The 26265-nt window shown below is 31.6% G+C and carries 26 protein-coding genes; 21 read left to right on the forward strand and 5 right to left on the reverse strand.

Going from position 1 to position 26265, the window contains the following annotated elements:
• Nucleotides 1-4: 4 nt before the first annotated feature.
• From P8F83_RS22495 to P8F83_RS22580, 18 genes are all read left to right on the forward strand, one after another.
• Nucleotides 5-973 (forward strand): hypothetical protein, encoded by a 969-nt coding sequence (locus tag P8F83_RS22495; RefSeq protein ID WP_326512767.1) that lies wholly within the window; start codon nucleotides 5-7, stop codon nucleotides 971-973.
• Nucleotides 974-1309: 336 nt separating this feature from the next.
• A complete protein-coding gene (atoD, locus tag P8F83_RS22500) occupies nucleotides 1310-1963 on the forward strand; it encodes an acetate CoA-transferase subunit alpha (protein WP_326512768.1) in 654 nt (217 codons plus the stop codon).
• Entirely contained in the window at nucleotides 1963-2622 is a 660-nt protein-coding gene (locus P8F83_RS22505) for a 3-oxoacid CoA-transferase subunit B (protein ID WP_315110828.1), read from the forward strand. The genes atoD and P8F83_RS22505 overlap by 1 nt, the downstream gene beginning before the upstream one ends.
• 24 nt (nucleotides 2623-2646) lie before the next feature.
• On the forward strand, nucleotides 2647-2985 hold the full coding sequence (locus tag P8F83_RS22510; protein ID WP_073022397.1) for a cupin domain-containing protein: 339 nt from the start codon (nucleotides 2647-2649) through the stop codon (nucleotides 2983-2985).
• A gap of 25 nt (nucleotides 2986-3010) precedes the next feature.
• Complete coding sequence (locus tag P8F83_RS22515) at nucleotides 3011-3796, forward strand: SDR family NAD(P)-dependent oxidoreductase (protein ID WP_315110826.1); 786 nt, start codon at nucleotides 3011-3013, stop codon at nucleotides 3794-3796.
• A gap of 75 nt (nucleotides 3797-3871) precedes the next feature.
• The gene (locus tag P8F83_RS22520; protein WP_315110824.1) at nucleotides 3872-4807 is read left to right on the forward strand and encodes a cyclase family protein; all 936 of its coding nucleotides are present in this window, start codon (nucleotides 3872-3874) and stop codon (nucleotides 4805-4807) included.
• Between the two features lie 111 nt (nucleotides 4808-4918).
• Nucleotides 4919-5755 carry a beta-keto acid cleavage family enzyme gene (locus P8F83_RS22525; RefSeq protein ID WP_326512769.1) on the forward strand — a complete coding sequence of 279 codons (837 nt, stop codon included), beginning with the start codon at nucleotides 4919-4921 and terminating at the stop codon, nucleotides 5753-5755.
• A gap of 178 nt (nucleotides 5756-5933) precedes the next feature.
• A complete protein-coding gene (locus P8F83_RS22530) occupies nucleotides 5934-6884 on the forward strand; it encodes a 3-hydroxyacyl-CoA dehydrogenase family protein (RefSeq protein WP_326512770.1) in 951 nt (316 codons plus the stop codon).
• 270 nt (nucleotides 6885-7154) lie between these two features.
• Entirely contained in the window at nucleotides 7155-8012 is an 858-nt protein-coding gene (locus P8F83_RS22535) for an acetyl-CoA hydrolase (RefSeq protein ID WP_326512771.1), read from the forward strand.
• Between the two features lie 484 nt (nucleotides 8013-8496).
• Nucleotides 8497-11166, forward strand: coding sequence for a sigma-54-dependent transcriptional regulator (locus tag P8F83_RS22540; RefSeq protein ID WP_326512772.1), 2670 nt, complete (start codon nucleotides 8497-8499; stop codon nucleotides 11164-11166).
• Between the two features lie 208 nt (nucleotides 11167-11374).
• Complete coding sequence (locus P8F83_RS22545) at nucleotides 11375-11692, forward strand: PTS sugar transporter subunit IIA (RefSeq protein ID WP_326512773.1); 318 nt, start codon at nucleotides 11375-11377, stop codon at nucleotides 11690-11692.
• Between the two features lie 88 nt (nucleotides 11693-11780).
• Complete coding sequence (locus P8F83_RS22550; RefSeq protein WP_326512774.1) at nucleotides 11781-12086, forward strand: PTS sugar transporter subunit IIB; 306 nt, start codon at nucleotides 11781-11783, stop codon at nucleotides 12084-12086.
• A 49-nt stretch (nucleotides 12087-12135) separates the two neighbouring features.
• Nucleotides 12136-13413 carry a PTS sugar transporter subunit IIC gene (locus tag P8F83_RS22555; RefSeq protein WP_286906774.1) on the forward strand — a complete coding sequence of 426 codons (1278 nt, stop codon included), beginning with the start codon at nucleotides 12136-12138 and terminating at the stop codon, nucleotides 13411-13413.
• A 73-nt stretch (nucleotides 13414-13486) separates the two neighbouring features.
• Nucleotides 13487-15751, forward strand: coding sequence for a glycoside hydrolase family 2 protein (locus P8F83_RS22560; RefSeq protein ID WP_326512775.1), 2265 nt, complete (start codon nucleotides 13487-13489; stop codon nucleotides 15749-15751).
• A 300-nt stretch (nucleotides 15752-16051) separates the two neighbouring features.
• Nucleotides 16052-16336, forward strand: coding sequence for a hypothetical protein (locus tag P8F83_RS22565; protein ID WP_315110808.1), 285 nt, complete (start codon nucleotides 16052-16054; stop codon nucleotides 16334-16336).
• Nucleotides 16337-16380: 44 nt separating this feature from the next.
• Nucleotides 16381-17103: an AAA family ATPase gene (locus P8F83_RS22570; RefSeq protein WP_315110807.1), complete on the forward strand. Its 723-nt coding sequence runs from the start codon at nucleotides 16381-16383 to the stop codon at nucleotides 17101-17103.
• Between the two features lie 62 nt (nucleotides 17104-17165).
• The gene (locus P8F83_RS22575; protein WP_315110805.1) at nucleotides 17166-17417 is read left to right on the forward strand and encodes a kinase to dihydroxyacetone kinase; all 252 of its coding nucleotides are present in this window, start codon (nucleotides 17166-17168) and stop codon (nucleotides 17415-17417) included.
• A 53-nt stretch (nucleotides 17418-17470) separates the two neighbouring features.
• Nucleotides 17471-17779, forward strand: a complete 309-nt coding sequence (locus P8F83_RS22580) for an MGMT family protein (RefSeq protein ID WP_315110803.1) — start codon at nucleotides 17471-17473, stop codon at nucleotides 17777-17779.
• Nucleotides 17780-18033: 254 nt separating this feature from the next.
• On the opposite strand, the gene P8F83_RS22585 is transcribed toward P8F83_RS22580, so the two are convergent.
• Genes P8F83_RS22585 through uxaC form a run of 3 tightly spaced genes read right to left on the reverse strand, consistent with a single transcriptional unit; the run spans nucleotide 18034 to nucleotide 21353 of the window.
• Nucleotides 18034-18891 (reverse strand): SDR family oxidoreductase, encoded by an 858-nt coding sequence (locus P8F83_RS22585; protein WP_326512776.1) that lies wholly within the window; start codon nucleotides 18889-18891, stop codon nucleotides 18034-18036.
• 1 nt (nucleotide 18892) lies between these two features.
• Entirely contained in the window at nucleotides 18893-19948 is a 1056-nt protein-coding gene (gene uxuA / locus P8F83_RS22590) for a mannonate dehydratase (protein ID WP_326512777.1), read from the reverse strand.
• 13 nt (nucleotides 19949-19961) lie between these two features.
• Nucleotides 19962-21353, reverse strand: coding sequence for a glucuronate isomerase (gene uxaC / locus P8F83_RS22595; protein ID WP_337250867.1), 1392 nt, complete (start codon nucleotides 21351-21353; stop codon nucleotides 19962-19964).
• Between the two features lie 132 nt (nucleotides 21354-21485).
• Between uxaC and P8F83_RS22600 the strand changes: the two genes are divergently transcribed.
• A complete protein-coding gene (locus P8F83_RS22600; protein ID WP_326512779.1) occupies nucleotides 21486-22349 on the forward strand; it encodes an AraC family transcriptional regulator in 864 nt (287 codons plus the stop codon).
• A 30-nt stretch (nucleotides 22350-22379) separates the two neighbouring features.
• Here P8F83_RS22600 and P8F83_RS22605 read toward each other — a convergent pair whose 3' ends face one another.
• Complete coding sequence (locus tag P8F83_RS22605; RefSeq protein WP_326512780.1) at nucleotides 22380-23612, reverse strand: AraC family transcriptional regulator; 1233 nt, start codon at nucleotides 23610-23612, stop codon at nucleotides 22380-22382.
• 152 nt (nucleotides 23613-23764) lie between these two features.
• On the opposite strand from P8F83_RS22605, the gene P8F83_RS22610 reads away from it, so the two are divergent.
• Both P8F83_RS22610 and P8F83_RS22615 read left to right on the forward strand, forming a co-directional pair.
• Nucleotides 23765-24412, forward strand: coding sequence for a bifunctional 4-hydroxy-2-oxoglutarate aldolase/2-dehydro-3-deoxy-phosphogluconate aldolase (locus P8F83_RS22610; RefSeq protein ID WP_326512781.1), 648 nt, complete (start codon nucleotides 23765-23767; stop codon nucleotides 24410-24412).
• 14 nt (nucleotides 24413-24426) lie between these two features.
• Nucleotides 24427-25374, forward strand: a complete 948-nt coding sequence (locus tag P8F83_RS22615) for a sugar kinase (RefSeq protein WP_326512782.1) — start codon at nucleotides 24427-24429, stop codon at nucleotides 25372-25374.
• Between the two features lie 35 nt (nucleotides 25375-25409).
• Here P8F83_RS22615 and P8F83_RS22620 read toward each other — a convergent pair whose 3' ends face one another.
• Nucleotides 25410-26258 (reverse strand): class II fructose-bisphosphate aldolase, encoded by an 849-nt coding sequence (locus P8F83_RS22620; protein ID WP_326512783.1) that lies wholly within the window; start codon nucleotides 26256-26258, stop codon nucleotides 25410-25412.
• Between the last annotated feature and the right edge of the window lie 7 nt (nucleotides 26259-26265).

Genomic DNA, 26265 nt, shown 5'->3' on the forward strand with positions numbered 1-26265 from the left:
AATTATGCACAATTTAGAAAATGAATTAACTCACAATTTAAAAAATGAGTTACATCACAAATATTTAAATAATGAGATAGTACACATTAATTCAGAGAATGAAATAGTTCACAAGGGTATGAAATTTATATCAAAGAATTTTGAAGATGAAGATATAGAATCATTAAAAGAATATTTAGAGGTTGAAGGTTTTGCTTCACTTAACCTTATGAAGTCAATGAGCAAAGAAAATATAATTGAGGTTATAGATAAAGCTGGACTTAGAGAAAGAAATAGCTCTGCTCATAATATTGCAAAGAAGTTTAGGTCGTTAATAAATGAAAAAAATATAGAAAAAGCAGTTGTTTGTAGCATAGATGACAAGAGTTTAAGGGATTTAACTCTATTAGAGAAAGACTCCTTTAGAGTATTAGAAGGCATGATTATAGCTGGAAACATTATAGAAGCTTCTGAAGGATATATTTATTTGGGTAAAACATACCCTGATCTTAATAGGAAGGTAGAGAAATATATAAATGAATTATTTAGGGAAGGTCTTCTAGGAGAGCAATTTAAAATAAAGGTGGTATACGAAAAGTTAAATGAAAAAACTTTAAAGACAAAAGAAAACCACGCTATATGTATAAATAATATAGAAACCTTAGCTGTACTGCCAACTTTATTTTCAGCAGACTTATATACTTACTTAGAAAATGGAACAAAAGAAAGCAGAGGAACTAAGCTTATAAACATATTAGGAGATGTGAATGAACCAGGGGTATATGAAATACCTTTTGGAGTAACTCTAAGGGATATAGTATATGAGGTTGGTAAAGGAATTTTTGAAGACAAAAGATTCAAATTTATGATGTTATGTGAAGAGGAAGATTCCATAATTACTGAAAATCTATTAAATATAAAATATACCTATGAAGATTTAAGTAAGTACGGATTAAAGGTATGCTCAGAGATTGTAGTTATGTCTGATAATTAAAAGAATCAATATTAAGAAAACGATACATTAATAAATTGAAGCAATACAAAAATGTATTAGAGATAAAACGGTTATTAAATCTATACTAACACTTAGTTTTTAAAGAATGATACAAAAATGAATTAAATCTATAAGTAATTGAAAAAGGTTTCCAAATACAAATAAGAAGAAATTAAAGAAACAACTTAACTATAAAAATGCGAAAGCCCATAAAATAAGGGCTCATAGCTATTTAAGATATAAGAGGAAAAGAGTATAAAGATTTTCCAGAGGGTTGGCATACTAATTGCTATAAGTATAAGTGTTGAGAGATACATGATTAGAAGTAGGTGACTTATGAACAAGATAAAAAGTATTGATGAGGTAATGGAATACATTAAAGATGATATGACCATTATGGTAGGGGGCTTCATGGGGGTAGGTACTCCTGAGTTTATTATTGATGCAATAGTGAAGAAAAATGTGAAAAATTTAACTATAATAGCTAATGATACTGGATTTCCAGACAGAGGAGTAGGTAAATTAGTTGTTAATAAGCAGGTTAAAAAGGTTATTGCATCTCATATAGGATTAAATCCAGAGGCAGGAAAGCAAATGAATAGTGGAGAGCTTATTGTTGAACTTGTACCTCAAGGAACATTAGTAGAACAAATTAGATGTGGTGGAGCTGGAATCGGAGGGTTTCTAACTGAAACAGGTATAGGAACAATTGTAGAGGATGGCAAACAGAAAATTAAGGTTGAAGATAAAGAATATCTTCTAGAACTTCCATTAAGAGCGGACTTAGCAATATTGGGAGGTTCAACTGTAGACAAGCAAGGTAATGTATTTTATAACGCTTCAACAAGAAACTTTAATCCACTAATGGCAACAGCAGCAGACAATGTAATAGTAGGTGCTGAAAGAATTGTGGAAGTTGGGGAACTTGATCCTAATCATGTTATGACCCCAGGAATATTTGTTGATTATATTGTTGGAGGTGAAGCGTAATGAATCCTAAAAATGCTAAAGAGTTTATTGCAAGAAGAATAGCAAAAGAACTTAAAGATGGAGATGTAGTTAATTTAGGAATTGGACTTCCAACAATGGTAGCAAATTATTTACCAGAAGATATAAATGTAACTTTCCAATCTGAAAATGGTTTTGTTGGGTTAGGAAGCGCACCAGAAGAAGGTAAAGAAGATAAAGACATAGTAAATGCAGGAGCACAATACGTAACTATAAATAGTGGAGCAGCTTTTTTTGACAGTTCTACATCTTTTGGAATAATTCGTGGTGGACATGTAGATGTTACCGTTTTAGGTTCCTTAGAGGTAGATGAAAAAGGAAATTTAGCAAACTACATGATACCAGGAAAGATGGTTCCAGGTATGGGGGGAGCTATGGACTTAGTGAGTGGTGCAAAAAAAGTAATAATTGCCATGATGCATACTGCTAAAGGTGAAACAAAAATACTTAAAGAATGCAGACTTCCACTTACAGCTGTGGGCAAAGTGAATCTAATTGTTACTGAAATGGGTGTTATGGAAGTAACTCCAGAAGGGCTTCTTTTAAGAGAGATTGCTCCAGACTTAACAGTGGAAGAAGTAATAAATGCTACTGAAGCTAATTTAATAATAGCTGAAAAATTAAAGATTATAGATATTTAAAGGATATTGAGAGGAGGTGAAGAAATGAAACAAGTTAAATTTAACGAGGTTAAACCATATAAGGCTCCATTACATTTTGATTGCTCAACTTTAAAATTACATGGTACTGAAGAAACTGGAGCAAAAGAATTTTGGATGGGAGTAACACATTTTCTTCCAGGTGGTGGTGCAGAGTACGCTTATGAAGACTCTCCTACTGAAAAAATTTATGTTGTATTAGATGGACAAGTAACTATAAAAACTAAGACTGAAGAATATGTACTAAATAAATATGATTCAATATTTATAGCTCCTAATGAAGGTAGATCAATTATCAATGAAACTAATATGCCTGCAACTATGTTAGTAGTAGTAAATTATTAAGGCATAATCGAGAAGGAGAATAGTAATGGATTCACAATTTGTAAATAAGTTATTTAATGTTACAGGGAAAGTTGCTGTTATAACTGGAGCTACTGGAGCATTAGGAAAAGCAGTTGCTTTTGGATATGGACTTGCAGGAATGAAAGTTTTCGTTACTGGACGTAGTGATGCAAAGTGCAAAGCTTTATGTGATGAATTAGAAGCTCAAGGAATTGCCTGTGGATATTCAACAGGAGATCCTGCTATAGAAGCAGATGTAATTAAAGTGGTTGATGATGCTGTTAAAAGATTTGGAGAAATCAATGTATTAGTAACAGCAGCAGGATACAATAATCCACAACCAATAGTAGAACAAGAGTTAAGTGAATGGAAAAAAATCATGGATTCAGATGTACAAGGAACTTGGTTATTCTGTAAATATGTTGGACAACAAATGATAGAACAAGGAAAAGGCGGTAAGGTTATAATGGTATCTTCTGCGCGTTCTAAGATGGGTATGTCTGGATATACAGGATACTGTACAGCAAAAGCAGGAATAGATCTTATGGCTCAATCCCTAGCTTGCGAGTGGACAGCTAAACATAAAATTAATGTTAATACTATAAACCCAACAGTATTCCGTTCAGATTTAACAGAGTGGATGTTTGATCCAGAAAGTGCTGTTTATAAAAACTTCTTAAGAAGACTTCCTGTAGGTCGTCTTGGAGAACCAGAAGATTTTGTAGGACCATGTATATTCCTAGCATCAAGTGCAAGTGACTTCATGACTGGAGCTAATGTAGCTGCAGAAGGCGGATACTGGGCTAACTAATCTAATTTAATTAAGAAAATTTCAAGGATAATACTTGATAGAATAAATAATTCACAATTTTAGGAGGAAATAAAAATGGCAAAAAAAGTATTTGTAGATTTAACACATCCATTCAGCGCTGATATTCCACGTTGGCCTTATTTTGTAAAACCAGTAATTGATTCTATGCACAGTTTAGCAAAGGGTGGAGTTCTTACACAAAGAATTGATTGTGTACAACACACTGGAACACACTGTGATGCACCACGTCACGTTATGGAAAAAGAATTTGATGGAAGAAGAGCTCGTTACACTCATGAAATGCCAGTTGATGCATATATGGGTGATGCAGTTTGTCTTGAAATAAATATTGAACCTTGGGGGTTAATTGGCCCAGAACATCTTGAAGATGCATGTAGACGTGCAAATATAAAACTAGAAGAATTAGAAGGAATGGTTATCTGTTTAAATACAGGAATGCACCGTAAATTTGATGATTCAAAAGAATACTATCATTACTCATGTGGTACAGGGGTTGAGGCAGGAAAATGGTTTGTAAAGCACAAAGTTAAATGTGTAGCTATGGATATGCAAGCTCTTGATCATCCACTTCATACAGCTATGGGTAATAATGGAGCTACTAAATTAAACTTATTAGGTGCTTCAGGAAGACCAATAACAGAAGAATACAAAGAAAAATTTGGTGAAGAAGCATATGCTGAGTTTGATAAAGATGAATATATTAGAATTCATGGTAAAGAAGCATATGATGAAAAATTCGGTGACTTAGAAGAAATCGGATGCTGGGGAACATGGGAACCATGTCATAAACAAATGTTAGGACATGGTATAGTTGGTGTTGAAAACCTTGGTGGAAATTTAGATCAAGTATCAGGAAAGCGTTTCAGATTCTTATGTTTACCAATCAGATGGTACATGGGAGATGGATCTATGGTTCGTTGCGTTGCTGAAATAGATGAAGATCAAGTAAATGATGTTCCAGAAAGAACTTACACATACGGTGGATTCTAGGTCTTAATTAATGAGGTCTAGAAAATACACAAATATAAATAAGAATTAATTTTGAGGATACTCTTATAGAGTATCCTCAAAATTAAAATTAAGGAAAAGAGGAAATTAATTATGGGAAATCCAGAAGATAAGGTTATATTGACAGTAGCAACTACAGGAGCTTGGCCTACAAAAAAAGAGACACCATATGTACCGCTACAACCTGAAGAAATAGCAGAAGAGATTTATCAGTGCTATAAAGCAGGAGCTTCTATTGCTCATATTCATGTTAGAGATGACGAAGATAAGGCATCTATGAGTTTTGAGAAATTTGAAAAGACAGTAGAGCTTGTAAGAGAAAAATGTGATATAGTAATAAACTTAACTACTTCAGGTGGAATAGGTCTTGATGATGATGTAAGAATGAAGCCTTTCATAGAATTAAAACCTGAAATAGCCTCTTATGACTGCGGAAGTATGAACTGGCAGCATTCAACAGTGTTTGAAAACAGCCCTCAGTTCCTAGAAAAGTTAGGGATTGCTATGCAAGAAAATGACGTGAAACCTGAAATAGAAATATTCGATGCAGGAATGGTTTATAATGCATTATATTATTACAAAAAAGGAATCTTAAAAGGACCACTTCATTTCCAATTTGTATTAGGAGTACCTGGAGGAATGGCAGCAACTGTAGAAAATCTGGTATATCTTAAGAATTTGATTCCTGCGGATGCAACTTGGGGAGCTATAGGAATAGGAAAACAACATCTTCCTATATTATATGCAACATTAGCATTAGGAGGAAATTTAAGAGTAGGAATGGAAGACAATATATTCTATAAAAAAGGACAGCTAGCTACATCTAACGTAGAATTTGTTGAAAGAACAAAGAGAACAGTAATTGAAATGGGTAAAGAAATAGCAACTCCAGCTGAAGCAAGAAAAATATTAGGACTTAAGAATTGCTAAATAAAAACACATTTTTGTGTTTTTATCCGATAGCTAGCATCCGTAATATCCCACTTCTTCAAGTGGGAAATAACGGATGCACGCTCCTGGATTAGTTCAACTAAATTCAGGTGGAGTATAAAACCCCACCTGAAAAGTTTCACTTTATTTTCATTAAGAATGTAGGAGGATTAATTTCGTGAACAATAAGATTAAAAACATTACAGTATTTGGTCCAGGCATGATGGGAAGCGGAATAGCTCAAGTATTTGCTGGCTGTGAAGATTTAAAGGTAACTATATTTATTAGAGAAAAGTTTGAACTTGAATGTATATATAAGATAAGGACAAACCTTCAAGTATTAAAAGAAAATGGTGTTTTTACTCAAGAAGAAGTTAACGCTACATTAGATAGAATAACTTTAACAGAAGATTTAAAGGAAGCGGTTAGGGATGCAGATTTTATTATAGAATGTATTCCAGAAAAAATGGAACTAAAACAAGATTTATTCATGCGTTTAGAGCCATTATGCAAAGAAAATGTAATATTTGCAACTAATACATCTGTAATGAGTATTACTGAAATATCACAAAAAGTTAAAAATAAATCAAGGGTTGTAGGAACTCATTTCTGGAATCCTCCATACCTAATACCCCTAGTTGAAGTAGTTAAATCTGATTACACTTCAGAAGAGGTTATGGATGACACTATGGAATTACTTAAGAAGGTAAATAAAAAACCAATAAGAGTAAACATGGATGTTCCAGGCTTTGTAGCTAATAGACTTCAACATGCACTTTGGAGAGAAGCTATCTCTATTGTAGAAAGAGGAATAGCAGATGCTAAAACCGTTGATGAAGCGATTAAATATAGTTTTGGACTAAGACTTCCAAAGCTAGGGCCTATGGAAAATGCTGATATGGTAGGAACAGATTTAACTTTATCTATTCACGACTATATATTGAAGCATTTAGAAAATTCTACTGAACCTTCTCCTATATTAAGAGAAAAGGTTGAAAAAGGAGAATTAGGCTTCAAGAGCGGAACGGGATTTCAAAATTGGACTCCAGAACAAATTGAAAAGTCAACTGAAGAGCTTAGAGATTATTTAATAAAAGTGCTATATCAAAATAATGCAAAAATGCGTTGAAAAAATACAAAAATGTATTAATCAATGTTATCAAAATACAGGCTTCGTTAGAAAAATCACAGGAATGATGCAAAAATGCATTTTATTCAAAAAAATCTTAGGAATTAGTTCTTAGAAATCTAGTAATATAGGGCTTTGGTAACCTTAGAAAAGCTAAATTAACTTGGCATATAACTTGCTTTATCTTATAAGGGAGATATAAAAAAAAGTATATAACCCGCTAATTGTATACGTTTAAGAGGAAGAAAATATTTTGAGGAGGCAATTAATATGTCATTAGAATTTAAACCTATGAGAAGTCTTATTTATGTGGATGTTGTGAAGGAGGATTATAGGCACATGCTAAAGCATTGGCTATATAAGCACCATATATCAGACAGCATTTCACAATTTGGACCATATGTAACTAAATATGCTTTCTATCCAGCACTACCAACTCCACAAGAAGGAGATAGATTTGGAACTCATAGAATGCAATTAACTGAACATTATTGGTTGATTAATCCAATGTCTGCTGAAATAAAAAATAAAGCATTAACTGAATACTTCCCAATGGATGTATTAAAGTGGCAAGGAACTATACCAGATGATAGTAAAGTAGCAGTTCTTGAAGGAGAAGAAGTAGATAATGTTGAGGGTGATGACGCAAGATCAACAGGTGGAAACAACGGATGCCCTCCATTTATATTTGCTTTTGTACCTGTTTGTTGGGAAGAAGATATTAAAGGTGCTCAAAGAACAGTAGAAGATGGACCTAACTACCGTTGGCAATTTGTTATGAAGTATCCAGAAGGTGTGTCAATGGAAGAAGGAGACAAGTGGTTCTACGAAGAAGTTATACCTAAGTTTAAAAATATGCCAGACGTGTTAAGAATATTAACAAGTAAAATTATTCAAGAAGTAAATGGATGCACATATCAAAGAGTAGTTGAAATGTGGTTTAACTGCCCTTCAGCTTGGTATAGATCAGCAGTAGTAAACGCTAAAGAAATTAAGAAACCATCATGGGCGCAATATGATGAGTTTCCATACTTGAAACCTAAGTTTGAAATATCCAGCTTATTCTTAACAGATATAGCTGAAAGTGATAATTTCTCACAATATCGCGGATATATAACAATGAGATAAAAGAAAGAAATCATTTTTCTAATTTAGATATTGACCCCCAATATTTAAAATATATCACTATATAAAAAGGAGCCTAGCATTAAATTGCTGGGCTCTTGTTTTTTTATAGTAAGAATTAGAGGATTATACAAATAAAAAGCAAATAAATCAGCGGTATGCAGGAAATTTGGAACAGCGAACCATTGTTGCGCAGAAGCACAGGCGCAGTGGAAAAGTGGAGCATTTGAAAAGTGAAACATAAGAACAGTGGAAAAGTGAAACAGCGGAATTCTGGAACATAGGGATGCTGGAGCAGTGGAATGAATATAATATTAGTAAAGAAAAAACAGTTTCAAGTTCTAAAGAAATATGGACTTGTAACTGTTTTTTATTAATTAAAAATTAAGTTCAATACTCTTCTGAATAAGTGAAAATAGATAAAGTTAAATATATATGATAGAATCTAAATATCTTTAAATTGTAATGCGGAGAGGTGAACTATTAAATGAAGAGAATCGATTTAATTCTTAAGAAGCTTATAGAATCAACAGAAAAAAAACCAGAGGGAGTTTCAGCAATAGAAATTGCAGAGGAATTAAATCTACTTAGAGGAAATGTAAGTAATGATTTAAATAAATTAGTTGCTGAAGGAAAAGCGGTTAAGTTTAAAGGAAAGCCTACATTGTTTAAAGCAGTAAATGATACATCTATGATAAATAGATTTTCAGAATTAAATCCAAGTTTGTATACAGCTCTAGAGCAGGCGAAAGCAGCAATATTATATCCGCCTAATGGAATGAATATATTATTGCTTGGAGAGACTGGGGTTGGAAAATCAACCTTTGCGGGGTTAATATATAAATACGCTATTGAGATGGAAGTAAAACCTAAAAAGAGTCCTTTTATAATTTTTAACTGTGCTGATTATGCAAACAATCCTCAGCTATTGTTAGGACAAATATTTGGGGTGAAAAAAGGAGCATATACAGGAGCTGATTTTGATAAGGCTGGACTTTTAGAGCAGGCGGATGGAGGAATTCTATTTTTAGATGAAGTTCATAGACTTCCAGCAGAAGGGCAAGAAATGTTTTTTACCTTTATGGATAGAGGAATGTATAGAAGATTAGGAGAGACAGTTAGCGAAAGAAGTGCACAGGTTCTCATAATAGCTGCAACCACAGAAGATCCTAATACAACTCTTCTTCAAACTTTCACAAGAAGAATTCCTATGGTAATAACAATACCAGCATTAAGAAATAGGGGCATAGAAGAAAGGTTTAATCTCATAAAGCAGTTTATGATTGAAGAGTCAGGAAGGCTTGGAAAAAGCATAAAAGTATCTGTTAATTCAATAAAGTCATTTTTATTTTATGATTGTAAGAATAATGTAGGGCAGCTTAAGTCAGATATACAACTGGCTTGTGCAAGGGCATATGCAGATTTCTTGTCAAAGAAAAAAGAAGAAATAAGTATAAGTAGTTTAGACTTACCAAGTTATATAGCAGAAGGATTATATAGAGAAGTTGAGCATAGACAGCTTTGGAATAAATTAAGTGACATTAATAAAAGATATTATATATTTGATAAAAACGAAGAGAAGATAATATTTGAAGAAACCGATTCAGATGAAAATATATATGAAATGTTAGAGAATAAAACTAGAGAACTTAAAGCAAGAGGAATAGAAGGCAGAGGCTTTGAGGAAGAAATACAGAGAAATGTAGAGGGTTACTTTAACAAATATATTGATAAGTTTAATTATAAAGTTGGTACTACAAATATAGAAAACATTATAGAACCTCATATTATGAAGGTAATTGAAAACGTGATTAATTATTGTGAAGAAGAGTTAGATGTAAAGTTCAATGAGCAGATATACTATGGGTTAGCAGTTCACATTAATAATTCTATTGATAGAATAAGAAGAAATAAAAAGATTGAAAACTTAGAGTTAAATAGAATTCGTAAGCAATATAACAGAGAGTTTAATGTGGCTATAGACGTCTTAAAGATATTAGAGCAGTCTTTAGACATTAAAATGCCTGTGGATGAAGCTGGATTTATTACTATGTTTTTAACTTATCATAAAGAAAAAATAAGAAACTCTCATAGTAATGTAAATATAGTAATCATATCACATGGTGCTACAACAGCTACATCTTTAGCGGATGCTGTAAATGGACTTTTGGGAGTGAACTATGCAAAGGGAATAAATGCTCCAATAGATGAGAAACCTCAAATGACCTTAGAAAAGGTTAAAGATTATATAAGGCAAAACAATATTAATACAGACATATTGTTTTTAGTTGATATGGGTTCACTTGCAAACTTCGGTAGGGAGATAGAGAAAAGCTTAAAAATAAAAACAAGAACTATTCCTCTAGTGAGTACTCTTCATTGTATGGAGGCTACTAGAAAAGCAATAATGGGCTACTCATTAGATGAAATATACAGAGATACTTTAGAAGTTAATAACTTATATGATAATAATTCATTAGATTATATACCAGAGGTAGCTGAAGAAAAGAGATTATGTATAGTTACTATTTGCACAACTGGCGAAGGAAGTGCTAAAACTATGAAGAGCATCTTAGAGAGAAATCTTAAGATGGAAAATGAGTTGCTAGATATAATTCCACTTAACTTTATAGGTAAAGAAAACATTTATGATAGACTTAAAAAACTATCAAATAAATATGAAATACTAAGTATAGTTAGTCCTTTTGAGTTAGATGCCGATTATATACAATTTAAGTTAAGTGATATTATTGAGGGAAGGGCCTCAGAAGATATACAAAATTTAATAGATAGAGAAAAAGTCTATATGAAGATGAAGGAAACCTTAGAGCATCAGTTGAAGAATATTGATGGCAGAACTATTGTTAATGACATAAAAAGGTTTTGTAGAAATGTAACTAAAGCTTTGGAGATACAGCTAACATCAAATGCTCTAATAGGAATAACCCTTCATATGGCGGTAATGGTTGATAGGTTAATTGATAATGGAAAAGTAGAAGAGTATATAGGTAAAGAGGAATATATAAAACAAAATCTAGAGTTATATAGGTTAATTAAAAGTGAGTGTACTTTAATTAATACTAAGTACACAATCAATATATCAGAAGATGAGATTTGTTATCTCATGAATTTATTTAGTATGAAAAGTAGAAGATAAAGCACATAATCGATGTGCTTTATTTTTTTAGCTTAAAATAAAGCACATTAATATAAATTTGAAAAAGTTTTAATATTCTCTTAAACCCAGTAAAAATGGGACTTGAGAGAAGAAGGTATTTTAAAAAAGTAAAAATATAAACTTGGCACGGTGATTGCTATATATAGAAATGTAAGATACATAAATAACTTGAATAGAAGGTGAAGCAATGGAAATACTGTCAAAAGAACAAATAGTTATGGAATTAATAGTTAATAGTGGGGATGCTAGAAGTAAAGCAATGGGAGCTATTAAAATAGCAAAAAAAGGTGATTTAGAAGCTGCTAGAGCAAAGATTAAAGAGGCAAATGAAGCTTTAAACAAAGCACATAACATCCAAACTAGTTTAATACAAGGAGAAGCAGCAGGAGAGGAATTTCAGATAAATTTGCTCATGATACATGCGCAAGATCATTTAATGAATGCAATTACTATACGTGATTTAGCTCTAGAAGTACTTGATATTTATGAAGAAGTTAGAAAATAGTAAATCTAATAGTTAATAATAATTAAAAGCAAGCTTGTTTTAATAATTAATAAAAAATATAAAAATAAATCTTTAGGAGGAAAAAACAATGAAATATATTACCCTAATTTGTGCAGCAGGAATGTCTACAAGTATATTAATGAATAAGATGCAAGAAAGTGCAAAAGCTCAAGGACTTGATATAAAAGTAATAGCTATGTCAGAATCAAAATTTGAAGAATACGATGAACCTACAGAAGTTTTACTTTTAGGACCACAAATAGCTTACTTAGAAGATGAAATAAGAGAACAATATGAACCAAAAGGAATCAAAGTTGCAGTAATAGATATGATGGACTATGGAACTCTAAATGGTGAAAAAGTGTTAAAGGATGCACTTGCATTACTTGATTAATACAAATGAAAAGGTTATTAATGATAATATTTTAAAGGGGGATTTATAAATGGCTAATTTTGATGCGAAGGCGATATCAAAAAAGGTAGCGCCAGTATTAAACAAGGTTCAAAAAAGTAAATTAGCAAATGGAATAACTGGAGGAATGATGATAGCATTACCTGTTACATTATTCGGTTCATTTGCTTCATTATTTCAAAACTTACCAATACCAGCATGGAAAGCTTTTCTTGCTAGTTCAGGAATTGCAGGACTTCTAAACACAGGTATATTATTTACAACAAATTTTTTAGCTGTAGTATTTGTACTTACTATATCAGGTAGTTATGCAAAACAATATAAAGAAGATAGTATTATAGCATCGTTATTATCAGCAGTATGTTTCTTTATAATTACACCAACTGCAGTAAATAAAGTTAATGAAGTTAATGTGACTTCTATACCAGTAGAATGGTTAGGAGCAAAAGGAATTTTCTCTGCAATTATTATAAGTATAGTAGCAACTAGATTATATGTATATATTAAACAAGCAGGTTGGACAATTAAAATGCCATCAAGTGTGCCTCCAGTAGTATCAAGCAGTTTTAGCAGCTTAATACCAGGCCTTTTAGTTATTGCTTTATTCTTAGCTGTTGCAGGTGGTTTTGCAGCAACACCTTTCAAAACTATGCATGGATTCATTTATTCGTTTGTTCAAACTCCATTACAAGGTGTAGGTGGAAATATCATATCTATAATAATTTTATGGACATTCTCACAAATATTATGGTGGTTTGGAATTCATGGAACATTAGTTATTTACTCAGTTGTTCTTCCAATATTTACAGCAATGGACGCAGCTCAATTAGCAGCTTATGCGGCAGGAGAACCACTTCCTTATATAACTGGACGTGCTTTTATAAGTACTTATACTATGTCTGCAAGTGCAATAGGTTTTGCTCTACTTATGTTATTCTTTGCTAAGAGTAAACAATATAAGACATTAGGAAAATTATCTGCTGTACCATCTCTTTTTGGAATAAGTGAACCATTAGTTTTCGGTACTCCAATGGTTTTCAATGTTAGATTTGCAGTACCATTCTTATTCATGAATGCTATAAGTTTAACTATAGCTTATAGTTTAACAGCTATAGGTTTAGTTCCAAGAGTAGCAGGTATGACACCAATGAGCGGAATGCCTATAATATTTACTGGATTAATGGAAGGTAGCTGGAAAATAGCTGTACTTCAAGTAGTACTTGTACTTTTACAAATGGTTGTTTGGTATCCATTCTTTAAAAAGGCAGACAAAGAAGCTCATGAGATAGAAATGAAAGCAGAAGCTTAATATACTAAAAATAGGCCACCACTTGTATGAGTGGTGGCTTGAATATATTTAGAAGGAAAAGGAGAGAAGCACATTGAAAACAATAAATATAAATGATAACTGGTTATTTATTAAAGATAAAAATGTAAGTGAGACTGTTACATTACCACACTGCTTTAATGGAATAGATGGACAAAGTGGTAATGGGATGTTTAAGGGAGAATGTTGTTATCAAAAAAGCTTAAACATAAGTGAGGAAGAGTTAGAGAAGTTTATTTTTTTAGAAATAGGTGCAGCATCACTTGTATCTAAGGTATATGTAAATGGTGAACTTGCTGGAGAAAGCAGTTGTGGATTTTCTATGTATAGAGTGTTTTTAACTCCTTTCTTAAAAGCTGGGGAAAATACTATTTCAATTAAAGTAGATAATAGCCGTAATGATACAGTATATCCGCTAATGGCTGACTTTTCATTTTATGGTGGACTATATCGTGATGTAAGCTTAATAATATCAGAAAATCTTCACTTTGATCTAATGGATAATAGTAGAGATGGTATATATTTAACTCAAAAAGGATTAAGTGAAGGTAAATTTGAATTAAAGATAAATGGAAAAATAATAAATGAACTAGCTGAAGCAAAAGATGTAAAGGTGGATTTTAAATTAATAAACAAAGAAGAAGAGATTGTATATATGAAGGTAATTGACGTTAATGTTTCTAAAGAAGAGAGCTTTGAATTATTAGAAACAATAAATGATGTTATTGTTTGGCAGGGAGTAGAGAATCCTTACCTTTATAAAGCACAAATTGAGTTAGTTTATGATGGTCAAATATGTGATAAGAGAGTTATAGAGATTGGGTTTAGAAAAGTAGAAATTACTCAAGATAAGGGAGTATTCTTAAATGGTAAGGCTATTAAACTAAATGGTGTCAGTAGACATCAGGATTTTGATGGAATAGGCAATGCTCTAACTAAGGAACATATGGAATTAGACATGTCAATAATTAAGGAAGTAGGAGCAAACAGTGTAAGGCTTTCTCATTATCAACATGATGATTATTTCTACACTCTTTGCGATAGAGAAGGAATATTAGCGTGGGCAGAGATACCATTTATAAGTGTTCCAACAACAGCAGATAAAGAAAATAAAAATGCTAAGGATCAGTTGGAAAGATTAATTAAACAAGCATATAATCATAGTTCTATATATTGTTGGGGAGTTCAAAACGAAATAACAATAGCTATAGAAAATGAAAAGATATATGAAATGGTTAAAGAACTTGCTACTATAGCTAGAGAGTTAGATTCAAGCAGATTTATTGCACAAGCAAATATCCACTCTGTGGCAAATGAGAGTCCATTAAATGATATAACAGATTTTGTTGGATATAATTTATATTACGGATGGTATTATAAAGAGATGAAAGATCTAGCAATCAGATTAGATGAATTCCATAATGTAAGACCTAATATACCTGTTATGGTTACAGAGTATGGGGTAGATACTAACCCAGATCTTCATTCATACAACCCAACAGTAAAAGACTATACAGAAGAATATCAATTATTATTCCAAAATAATGCTCTAAAAACTTTTAATGAAAGAGAGTTTATTTTAGGCGGTTATGTATGGGCTATGTTCGACTTCGGTAGTGAAATTAGAAATGAAGGCGGTAAAAAAGGAAGAAATCAAAAAGGATTAGTTACTATAGATAGAAAGATTAAAAAGGATGCCTTCTATTTATGTAAGGCTTACTGGTCAAAAGAGCTGTTTGTGAAATTAGCAGGAAGCAGATTTGTAAATAGACATGAAGAATTAAATGATATAGTAGTATTATCAAATGTAGAGAATATCAAGCTTTATGTAAATGGAAAATTTGTAGATGAACTAAACGATAAAGAGCCAATGAAGAAATTCTCTAATGTTAAATTAGAGTTAGGAAAAAATATAGTAAGAGTAGAAGCTATAGATAATAATAAAAATATTTATACTGATGAAATAACATTAAATAGAACTAAAGAAGCTGATGAAAGTTATGTTCTTAAAAAGCCAGAAACAACAACTCATGTAACTAACTGGTTCCAAAAATTTGACTTAACAGATGTTCAAGAAGTGACACTTAAAGAGGGTTATTATTCAACTTTTGATACACTTGATGAATTGTATAAAAATGAAGACTCAAAAGCTGTATTTAAGAAATACTTTGGAGACATTGCAGAAAGCGATCAAATGAGCGCAATGAGAGGATTAATGACTATAGACAGTATGTCTAAGAGATCAAGATTCAATATACCAAAGGAATTACTAAGCGTTATAAATAAGGAACTAAATGTTATACCTAAAGCTGAAGACTAAGTGAGATTCTAAATCTTTGATTTAGTCAATCGAACTTATACTTGTAGTGAAAGTGAGATTCTAAATCTTTGATTTAGTCAATCGAACTTATGCTTGTAGTGAAGGTAAGAAATATAATAAGCGATATAGGATAGGTAGTTAACTTTACTACTGAATCCTATATCCTTTTTTATTTAGATATAACCACAGAGTAGTTTACAAATATTATTGTGCTATGAAAATTATGGTACAATTAAACTAGTCACATATGTATTTAATATCACTAGAAATAAATATCAAAGAATACAAGGAGATTATAACATGGACTACCAAGACTACATTGAATTAGGGTTAAATGGAGAAGAACCATTGAAATTAATATTGCGTGGAAGCATTGATAATAAAGAGAATAATAAGGTTGGAGTAGTGTCTGTAGTATATGCTACGACTGACAGAGATATAGCAGAACAAAAGATTCAGGAGTTACTAAAAAATAAAGATAATATAGATTATTATTATATGGTATATAGTGTGCCATTGAATACTGATTTAACAACACTTAGTCACTATCCATCAATAGAAATAACTAAAGATGATTTAATTTAATATTCTCTTCACTAAAGAAATGAGAGAAGTGAGGTGATACATCTATGATACAAGATAATATGTATATAAAAGAAATCCGTTTAAAAAAAGAAATTTATGAAGAAGAGAGCTATATTAAGAATTTACCTGTTGTTAGTAATTTAAATAGTTTAGCCTTATCAAGTAATGTAACTTTTTTTGTTGGTGAAAATGGTAGTGGGAAATCAACGTTACTAGAAGCTATTGCAGTTAATAGTGGCTTTAATGCAGAAGGTGGAACTAAAAATTTTAACTTTTCATCAATGGAAACTCATTCTGATTTATATAAGTATATTACTGTAGTAAAAAGTGTGAAGCGTCCTAAGGATGGATTTTTTCTAAGAGCAGAAAGTTTTTATAATGTAGCTACAGAAATAGAAAAATTAGGTGCTATACATAGCTATGGAGGAACTTCATTACATAAAATGTCACATGGTGAAAGCTTTATTACACTCATGACTAGCAGGTTTGGTGGAAATGGATTATATATTTTAGATGAACCAGAGGCTGCGCTATCCCCAATAAAACAGATGTCTATGCTTACTGTTATTAATGAACTTGTAAAGCAAAATTCTCAGTTTATTATAGCTACTCATTCACCTATACTGATGGCATATCCTGATGCAGATATATTTGTTATTGATGATAATGGCATTATGAAAACCCCCTACAAAAAGACCGATAATTATATGATAACAAGAAAGTTTTTAGAGAATCCTGAAAAGATGATACATTATTTGTTTGAGTAAATTAGTATGAATATTTAGCTTTATATAATATAATAGTTCTAAAAAAGAAAAGGAGATAAGTTATGATAGAATATAAATTTGATACACAATTATTAATTGAAGGAAAAAATCTTTCAGAAGATGAAATAAATGACTATATAACAAAAAATATTGAAGGTGATTGTTTACTTGCAGTTGGTGATGAAGAGTTAATAAAAGTTCATTTTCACACAAATATTCCATGGAAAGTACTTGAGTATTGCGCTTCTTTAGGAGAAATTTATGATGTTGTTATAGAAAACATGGAAAGACAATCAAATGGGCTTCAAGGTTAAGACGTTTTAAAATATTTATGTATTTACTTTAGAAATAAGAGTTTGGAGAATACATGAAAAAGATTATGAATGAAGAATTAATTTATGAAATACTTTCTGTTGTAGAGGAAATTCCAGAAGGGAAAGTAGCCACCTATGGACAAATTGCCAGCCTTATTGGCAGAGACAAAAATGCAAGACTTGTGGGGAAAGTTCTAAGTATGGCAGAATTTTATGGTAGATATCCATGTCATCGTGTAGTAAATCATGCTGGAAGATTGGCACCGGGATGGAAGGAACAACGATTTTTGCTACTAGAAGAAGGTGTATCCCTTAAAGATGAAAATCATGTTGATATGAAGAAAAATCATTGGGATTATTGAGATAGAGTATAGAAAAAAATGTGTTTTTAATAATGATGAAATAAAGACTTATTTAATGAATACTTTTATATATAATAACAAAGTCCAGCTTTTGCTGGACTTTACTAATATACTTATAAAGTGAAACTTGATTCAGGTAGGGGTTAGTCCCCGTCTGAATCTTAGTTGAACTTATCTAGGGTCATGCCAGTGTTATCTCCCACCTCGGATAGAGGATGGGGGTGTTACAGTGGCTAGACATCAGATAAATCTTATTAAACACCAGAATATGCTGAGAATCCACCGTCAATCGGAAGAACTACACCATTTATAAAGCTTGAAGCAGATTCATTTACTAAGAATAATAATGCTCCTATAAGCTCTTCTGGTTCTCCGAATCTTCCCATTGGAGTACTGTTTAGTATTTTGTGTGAACGCTCAGTTAGGCTTCCATCAGGATTCTTTAAAAGAGCAGCATTTTGAGCTGTTACAAGGAATCCAGGAGCTATAGCATTTACTCTTATTCCTACCTTAGCAAAATGTACAGCAAGCCATTGAGTAAAGTTTGATATAGCTGCTTTTGCACCTGAATATGCAGGTATCTTTGTAAGTGGAGTAAATGCATTCATTGAAGAAACATTTATTATACTGCAACCTTCTCTACCTATCATATCTCTTGCAAATTCTTGTGATGGTAGTAAAGTTCCAAGGAAGTTAAGGTCAAATACAAATCTTACTCCTTGCTCATCTAAATCAAAGAAAGTAATTAAATCCTTGTTATCTTCAGCTAAATCTTCTGGAAATAAGTATTCTTTTGTTGTTGTTCCCTTTGGATTATTTCCGCCAGCACCATTTATAAGTATGTCACATGGTCCGAATTTTTCTAATACAATTTCATGAGCTTTTTTAAGACTTTCTTTATTTAAAACATTTGCCTCAACACCTAAAGCTATCTTACCATTAGCTACAACTGCATCTGCTTTTTTTTCAGCATTTTCAAGTTTTAGGTCAAGAATTGCTACTTTTGCACCACATTCTGCAAGAGCATCTACCCAATACCCCCCAATAACTCCAGCGCCACCTGTTATAACAACTACTTTATCAGTTAAATCTATATTAAATGGAAGTTTCATTTTATTTTTCTCCTTTATCTGTTTTAGTTAGTGTTTCCCATATTCCAGTTAAGTACATTGATCCTAAAGCACGGTCATATAATCCATAACCAGCTCTTCCTGTTTCTCCCCAAATCATTCTTCCATGGTCAGGGCGAAGGTATCCTTCATAATTGTGTTTATGAAGAGCTTTCATTATTTCAACAAGGTCTAAAGAACCACAAGGTGAATAATGAGCACTTTCTTCAAAGCCACCATCATCAAGAAGCTTAACATTTCTAACATGCATGAAGTGGATACGTCTTTGAGAAGCATATTTATCTATCATTTTTACTACATCATTAAAGCTTCCAGATCCAAGAGAACCAGTACAGAAAGTTAAACCATTGTATTCACTATCAACAAGTTTTAAGAATCTATCTAGGTTTTCTTCGTTTGTAATTATTCTTGGAAGACCAAAAATATCATATGGTGGATCATCTGGATGGATTGCCATCTTAACTCCAGCTTCCTCAGCAATAGGTATTATTTCCTTAAGGAAATATTCAAGACTGTTCCATAAATCCTCTTTAGTTATCTTCGAGTATTTATCAAAAACTTCTTTAAGACTTTCTTTAGTATAGCTTGAATCCCAGCCTGGTAAAGAAAGTTCACCAGTAAGTGGGTCCATGTCTTTAATTTGATCAACGTAATAAACTAAAGCAGTTGAACCATCATCTAATACCTTATCTAACTGAGTTCTTGTCCAGTCAAATACAGGCATAAAGTTGTAACATATTACTTTAACTCCAGCTTTACCTAAGTTTCTTATGTTTTCTTTGTAGTTTTCTATATATTTATCTCTTGTAGGTAAACCAAGTTTAATGTCTTCATGTACAGGAACGCTTTCAATTACATCAAAATTTAAACTAGCATTTTCAACTGTTTCCTTAAGAGATAATATACTGTCCATGCTCCATTTTTCACCTACAGGCACATCATATATTGCAGTTACAATACTGTGCATGCTTGGGATTTGTCTAATATATTCGATTTTTACAGGATCATCATTTCCGTACCATCTAAATGATAATTTCATAAATTTATTCCTCCTACATTTCTAAATATTTCTTTATATTTTTAAAACATATAGCTTCAACTATTTCTTTAAGAAGTTTGTCATCATTTTCAAATTCACCAGAATCAACAAGATTTCCTATAAAGCTGCATAAAATCCTTCTAAAGTATTCATGTCTAGCATAGGATAGAAAACTTCTTGAATCGGTAAGCATTCCTAGAGAATAAGATAACATTCCTTGTTCTCCTAGGGATGTTAAGTGATCAGTAATACCTCTTTTATGGTCATTTAACCACCAAGCTGTACCAAACTGTACTTTGCCTTGAACACCATCTTCACTAAAACATTGAGGAAGAGTTGATAAAACTATATTATCTTTTGGGTTTAGGGTATAAAGTATAGTTTTTGGTAAGGAAGCTTCATTATTAATACCATTAAGTAACTTTGAAAGATGTGATGCGATTTCAAAATCATTAGTAATATCAAAACCAGAATCAGGACCTGTCTTACCTTGCATTACTTCATTATTGTTTCTAAGAGCTCCTATATGAAGCTGCATTACCCAATTTCTATCATTATATTCTTTAGCAAGTCGGTTTAAAGTAAAGAACTTATATTTCTCTGCTTCAGACTTTGAGATAGAATCACCTTTTAATCTTTTACTAAAAATTAGGCTTACTTCACCTTCATCTGTGGAGAAGTATTCTAAACTTTCAAGAGAGTGGTCTGAAAGCTTACAGCCAGCTTCATTAAAATAGCTAACTCTTAATTTTATAGCCTTCAAGAAATCTGAGTAAGTTTTAATATCTATAGAAGTTACAGTTGAAAGTTTTTCAATATAATCCTCGAAGTCTTTATTTAATAAATTTAGTGATTTATCCGGTCTAAAGGTTGGAAGTACTTTAAAAGTTAAATCACTTTTTTCATCTAATAGTTTATGATATTCTAAATCATCAATTGGATCGTCAGTAGTACATATAAGCTTTACATTAGAGTTTTCTATAAACTTTACAGGAGATAGATTTTCATCTTTAATTTTTTTATTGCAGTAATTATAAATTTCTTCAGAATTACTTTCTTTTAAAATTTCAGTTACACCAAAGAAGTTTTTAAGCTCTAAATTTGTCCAGTGATATAAAGGACTTCCTATTAATCTTTCACAAGTTTTTGCCCACATTTTAAATTTACTAAGATCATCTGAATCACCTGTTACATACTTTTCAGGAACTCCAGCATATCTCATTGCTCTCCACTTATAGTGATCAAATCCAAGAAAAATCTTAGAAATATTATCAAATGTGTTGTCTTCATATATTTCCTTAGCAGATAAATGACAATGGTAGTCATAAATCGGAGCATTTTTTGCAACACTATGATAAAGGCGTTGAGCCGTTTTACCATTTAATATAAAATCGTTATCTAACAATAACATCACCTCAATTAAGTTTGAAAGTATAATCTTTTTTACAAATTGATTATAGCAATAACAAAAATTAAAAAGTATGTTATTATTGCTATATAACATGCAAAAATTGCTCAAATAATAAAGGAGGTTTAAATGAGAAATAAGGTTCAGCAGTACTCAAACAGACAGTATATGCTTTCTACTGATTATGAAATATTTCATTATAAAAATACTGAAATGACAGGAGTAAGCCTTCATCATCATGATTTTTATGAATGTTATCTTTTTATTTCTGGAGATGTAACTTATCATATAGAAGGTAGAATATATAATTTAGCACCTGGTGATATAGTACTTATTAATTCTAAAGAACTTCACAAGGCAATAATAAATAACAAGGATCTAGCCTATGAGAGAATTGTATTATGGTTAAATAGATCTTTTTTAAAGAAGATATCAAGTGAAGAAACAGATTTAACTCTTTGCTTTGAAAGTGATAAGAAAAAAAATGTTTTAAGAATGGACTTTGAAACTCAAAAAAACATCAGATTGGTATTAAATAAGATACTAAGTGTTCAAAAAATTAAAGGTTTTGGTTATGAACTTCTATATTCAGCTTATATTACTGAGCTTATGGTTTATATAAATACCATACTGTTTAATAAAGATATTGTGCTTGATATAGATATAAAAAAGAGTAATTTAATAGATAGCATAATAGAGTACATAAATAATAATATTGAAGAGGACATAACAATAGATGAACTTGCAGAGTATTGCTATCTTAGTAAGTTTCATCTTTCAAGAGAGTTTAAGAGACATACAGGTACAACAATTCATAAATATATAGTTCAAAAGAAGCTTATTCAGGCAAAGGAACTTATACTTAACAATATATCTATAAAAGAGGTATATAAAAAATGTGGTTTTGGGGATTATTCTAATTTCTTTAGAGCCTTTAAAAATGAGTATGGAGTAACACCGAAGCAATTCTATGAAAGCATGTATAAAGAGTAAAAGGCTTAAAACTGATTACCTAAATCAGTTTTAAGCCTTTAGTAAATATTCTTTTGGAGTATAAGAAGTTAGTTTTTTAAATACTGAACAGAAGTAATTATGGTTTTCAAAACCTACCTTTAAAGCAATATCAGTAATGGAAAGCTCATTTTGCTTTATTAGAAATTTTGCTTCTTCAATTTTCACCTTATTTATAAATTCAGTTATAGTAAGGTTAGTTTCCTTCTTAAAACTTCTTGAAAGGTGAGAAGGACTTATTCCTATTTCATTAGATATGGTATTTAAAGATATCTTATTGTAGAAATTTATTTTTATATAATCAATACATTTTCCAACTACAGGACTATATTGAGAAGTTGAAAAACTTTTTACTAGATCACAATATTGTAAAGTCATCTCTTTCAATAAACTATCTAATTCTGCCTTATTTGTTACTTTTTCTATCAATATAGCAAACTTATCGGAAATATTGTGTATATAAATTGGAGAAACTCCCCCTTTATCTGCACCTATTCTAAGAAGCGTATTAATAACAAAACCGTAATTCTTCCATGCCCTTAAAGGATTATTAGGAACTCTGTGGGTTGGATTAAACTCAAAGCTGTTCATAAGCTTAAGGGCTTCTTCGCTTTCACCTTTAGCTACTGAATTCTGGATTTCTCTTTCTAATTTATATCTAAATTCTATATCAGAATAAAACTTTCTATCATCTGTCTCTTGGGAGTCCTTGATATTTGAAATACCGTTATTGTTTTGAACAAAGGATATATTGCTATTAATAAGAGGATTTGACGATAGATTTACCATAAGAGAACCTATATTTTTATAGGTTTTACTATCTAATATAGTAAGAGCCTTGTAGTATTCTCTAAGTTCTTGTCTATGTCCAAGAGGAAGATTATTTAATTGAATGACCTTAGATATTAATAAGTCATCTGGAATATCTGAGAGAAAAGGGCCTACAATTACTGTTCCAGAAGAAGAGTTTTGTTCAGTAAAAATTCCTAAACACAAATAATTTAGATTAAAATTATCAGTGTAGTACAATAAATCATTGGATTTTTTATTTTTAAGAAGATTCTCCATATTCAATATACTTGAAAATCTTAAGTCCTCTATTATAAGAGGTTTTTGGAATTTGAACAATTGAAGAGAAGAGTTATGAGAACTATCAAAAAACTCCACATCTATATTAACTAGGTTATGAATTAAAGAGCATATGTTATAGATACCTTCATCTATATTATCAATTCCAACATTCATAGATAACCCCCTTAAATAAGCTTATTTTTAGAATATAAGAATTTTATGATTAATGCAATAATTTTATACTTTATAGCAAAAAAATGAAAGAAAATATTGTTTAAAAGTTATAAATTTAAATTATTAATGATTAAGAGGGAGGATATAATCTAATGAAACGTTCAGAGATTATAAAAAACATAGTTGATGTAGGGGTAGTTGCAGTTATAAGGGCTGAGTCAAAAGGAGAAGCAATTAAAATAATTGAAGCAGTTAAAAATGGAGGCATAAATGTACTTGAAATTACCATGACTGTGCCTGGTGCTGTAGACATAATTAAGGAATTATCTGAAACATATAGAGAAGAAGATGTAATTATAGGAGCAGGAACTGTACTTGATCCTGAAACAGCAAGAGCTTGTATACTAGCTGGAGCAGAGTTTATTGTTAGTCCATGCCTAAGCATAGAAACTCTAAAAATGTGTAATAGATACGGGGTAGCTGTTATACCAGGAATAATGACAGTAACTGAAATTGTGGAAGCTTTAGAATATGGTGTAGAAATATTAAAAGTATTCCCGGGAAATGCTTATGGTCCATCCATTATAAGTTCTTTCAAAGCACCTTTACCACAAGCTAATTTTATGCCTACTGGAGGAGTAAATTTAGACAATGTAGCAGAGTGGATAAAAGCTGGAGCTATAGCAGTAGGTACAGGTGGTGATCTTACTAAAGGAGCTAAAACAGGAAACTATGAAGAAATCACAAAAGTAGCAGCTGAATTTGTGGAAAAAGTAAGAGAAGCTAGGAATAATATTTAGGTGGGGGTATAAAAATGAAGGAAGTATTAACCTTTGGAGAAACTATGGTACTTTTTAATCCTCAAGCTAATGGTCCACTAAGATTTGTAGAGGGTTTTAGTAAATCTATAGGTGGAGCAGATTCTAATGTTGCTATAGCACTTGCAAGATTAGGACATGAAGCAGGCTGGTTTTCAAAAGTTGGAGATGATGAGTTTGGGAGATACATTAAAAATACTGTTCGTGGAGAAGGGGTAGATGTATCTAGACTAAAAGTTGATAAGGGAGCTAGTACTGGAATACTTTTTAAAGAGAGAGTTAATAACGCCAATCCCAATGTTTATTATTATAGAGCCGGATCTGCTGCAAGTAGATTATCTATAGAAGATTTAGATATAGAATATATAAAAGACACTAAGATAATTCATATTACAGGAATAACACCAGCATTATCTGAAAGCTGTAGAGAAACTGTATTTAAGGTACTAGAGATTGCAAAAGAAAATGGCATAACTATTTCTTTTGATCCTAATATAAGATTGAAACTATGGACTTTAGAAAAAGCAAGACCAGTACTTCTAAAAATTGCAAAGATGGCAGACATTATATTCCCTGGAGTAGAAGAGGGAGAGATGATATTAGGATTAGATAATGAAAAAGACATCGCAGAAAAATTTTTAGAAATGGGCTGCAAAACAGTAGTAGTTAAGCTTGGAGAAAAGGGTTGTTATGTAGCAACTAAGTCTGAGAAGGAATATATACAAGGATTCCAAGTAACAACAGAAGATACTGTTGGAGCAGGAGATGGCTTTGCGGCAGGATTTCTATCTGGAGTATTAAAGAACTTAAGTGTAAAAGAATGTGGAATACAAGGAAATGCAGTTGGTGCAATGGCAACACTTGTAAAAGGTGACATGGAAGGTTATCCATATTATGATCAGCTCATGGCGTTTATGGGGAATAAAAAAGGGATAGATAGATAAAAAAGAGTTCAGCATTAAACGTGCTGAACTCTTTTTTATCTATATTCCTTAGAAAACACCCTAAAATAATGTCTAAGAATTTTAGCCATTCCTTCATTAGAAGCTTTTTTTAGTGCTATAAAGTCTACTGGTTTTACCTCGTCAATCTCCTTAATTGCACCTACCAAAAAGTCGGTAAATACATTGATTTTAGATATGCCTTCTATTGCACATCTATGAAGATTATCATCACCTGTTCCTGAACCACCATGGAGAACTAATGGAACTTCTATAGCCTTTGCTAATTCATTTAGCCTTTCAAAATTTATTTCAGGATTCTTATTACCTTTATAAATTCCATGGGATGTTCCTATAGAAACGGCTAAAGAATCTACACCAGTTTGCTTCACAAAAGATACTGCTTCTTCAACAGTTGTGTATATGGAAGAAGTTCCGCTTTGTCCTTCTCCTTGTCCAACGATTTCACCTTGACCAACATGTCCAATTTCAGCTTCAACAGTTATGCCTTTTGGGTGTGCAAGCTCAACAACTTCTTTTGTTTTGCGAACATTTTCCTCAAAACTATCCATAGATGCATCTATCATTACAGAAGTAAAACCTAGATCTATAGCACGTTTAATGTATTCTATGTCTTCGCCGTGATCAAGATGTAAAACTATAGGAACTTTAACGCTTTCAGCCATAAATTTTCCTACAGTAGCAGCTTCCTCTAGAGAAATTATATTACGGTGAGCTTGAGCAAATGATAGGATAATAGGTCTATTATATTCTTCAGCAACTTCAACAAAGGTTCTAGCAGAATCTAAATCTAAAAAATCAGGTGCTGGAACTCCATAATTATTTTTTTTAGCATCTAATAATACTTCTTTTGAATTAACTAACATTTTAATC

Origin of the sequence: Clostridium intestinale (genome assembly GCF_035905475.1) — a bacterium.
Lineage (GTDB): Bacteria > Bacillota > Clostridia > Clostridiales > Clostridiaceae > Clostridium_T > Clostridium_T intestinale.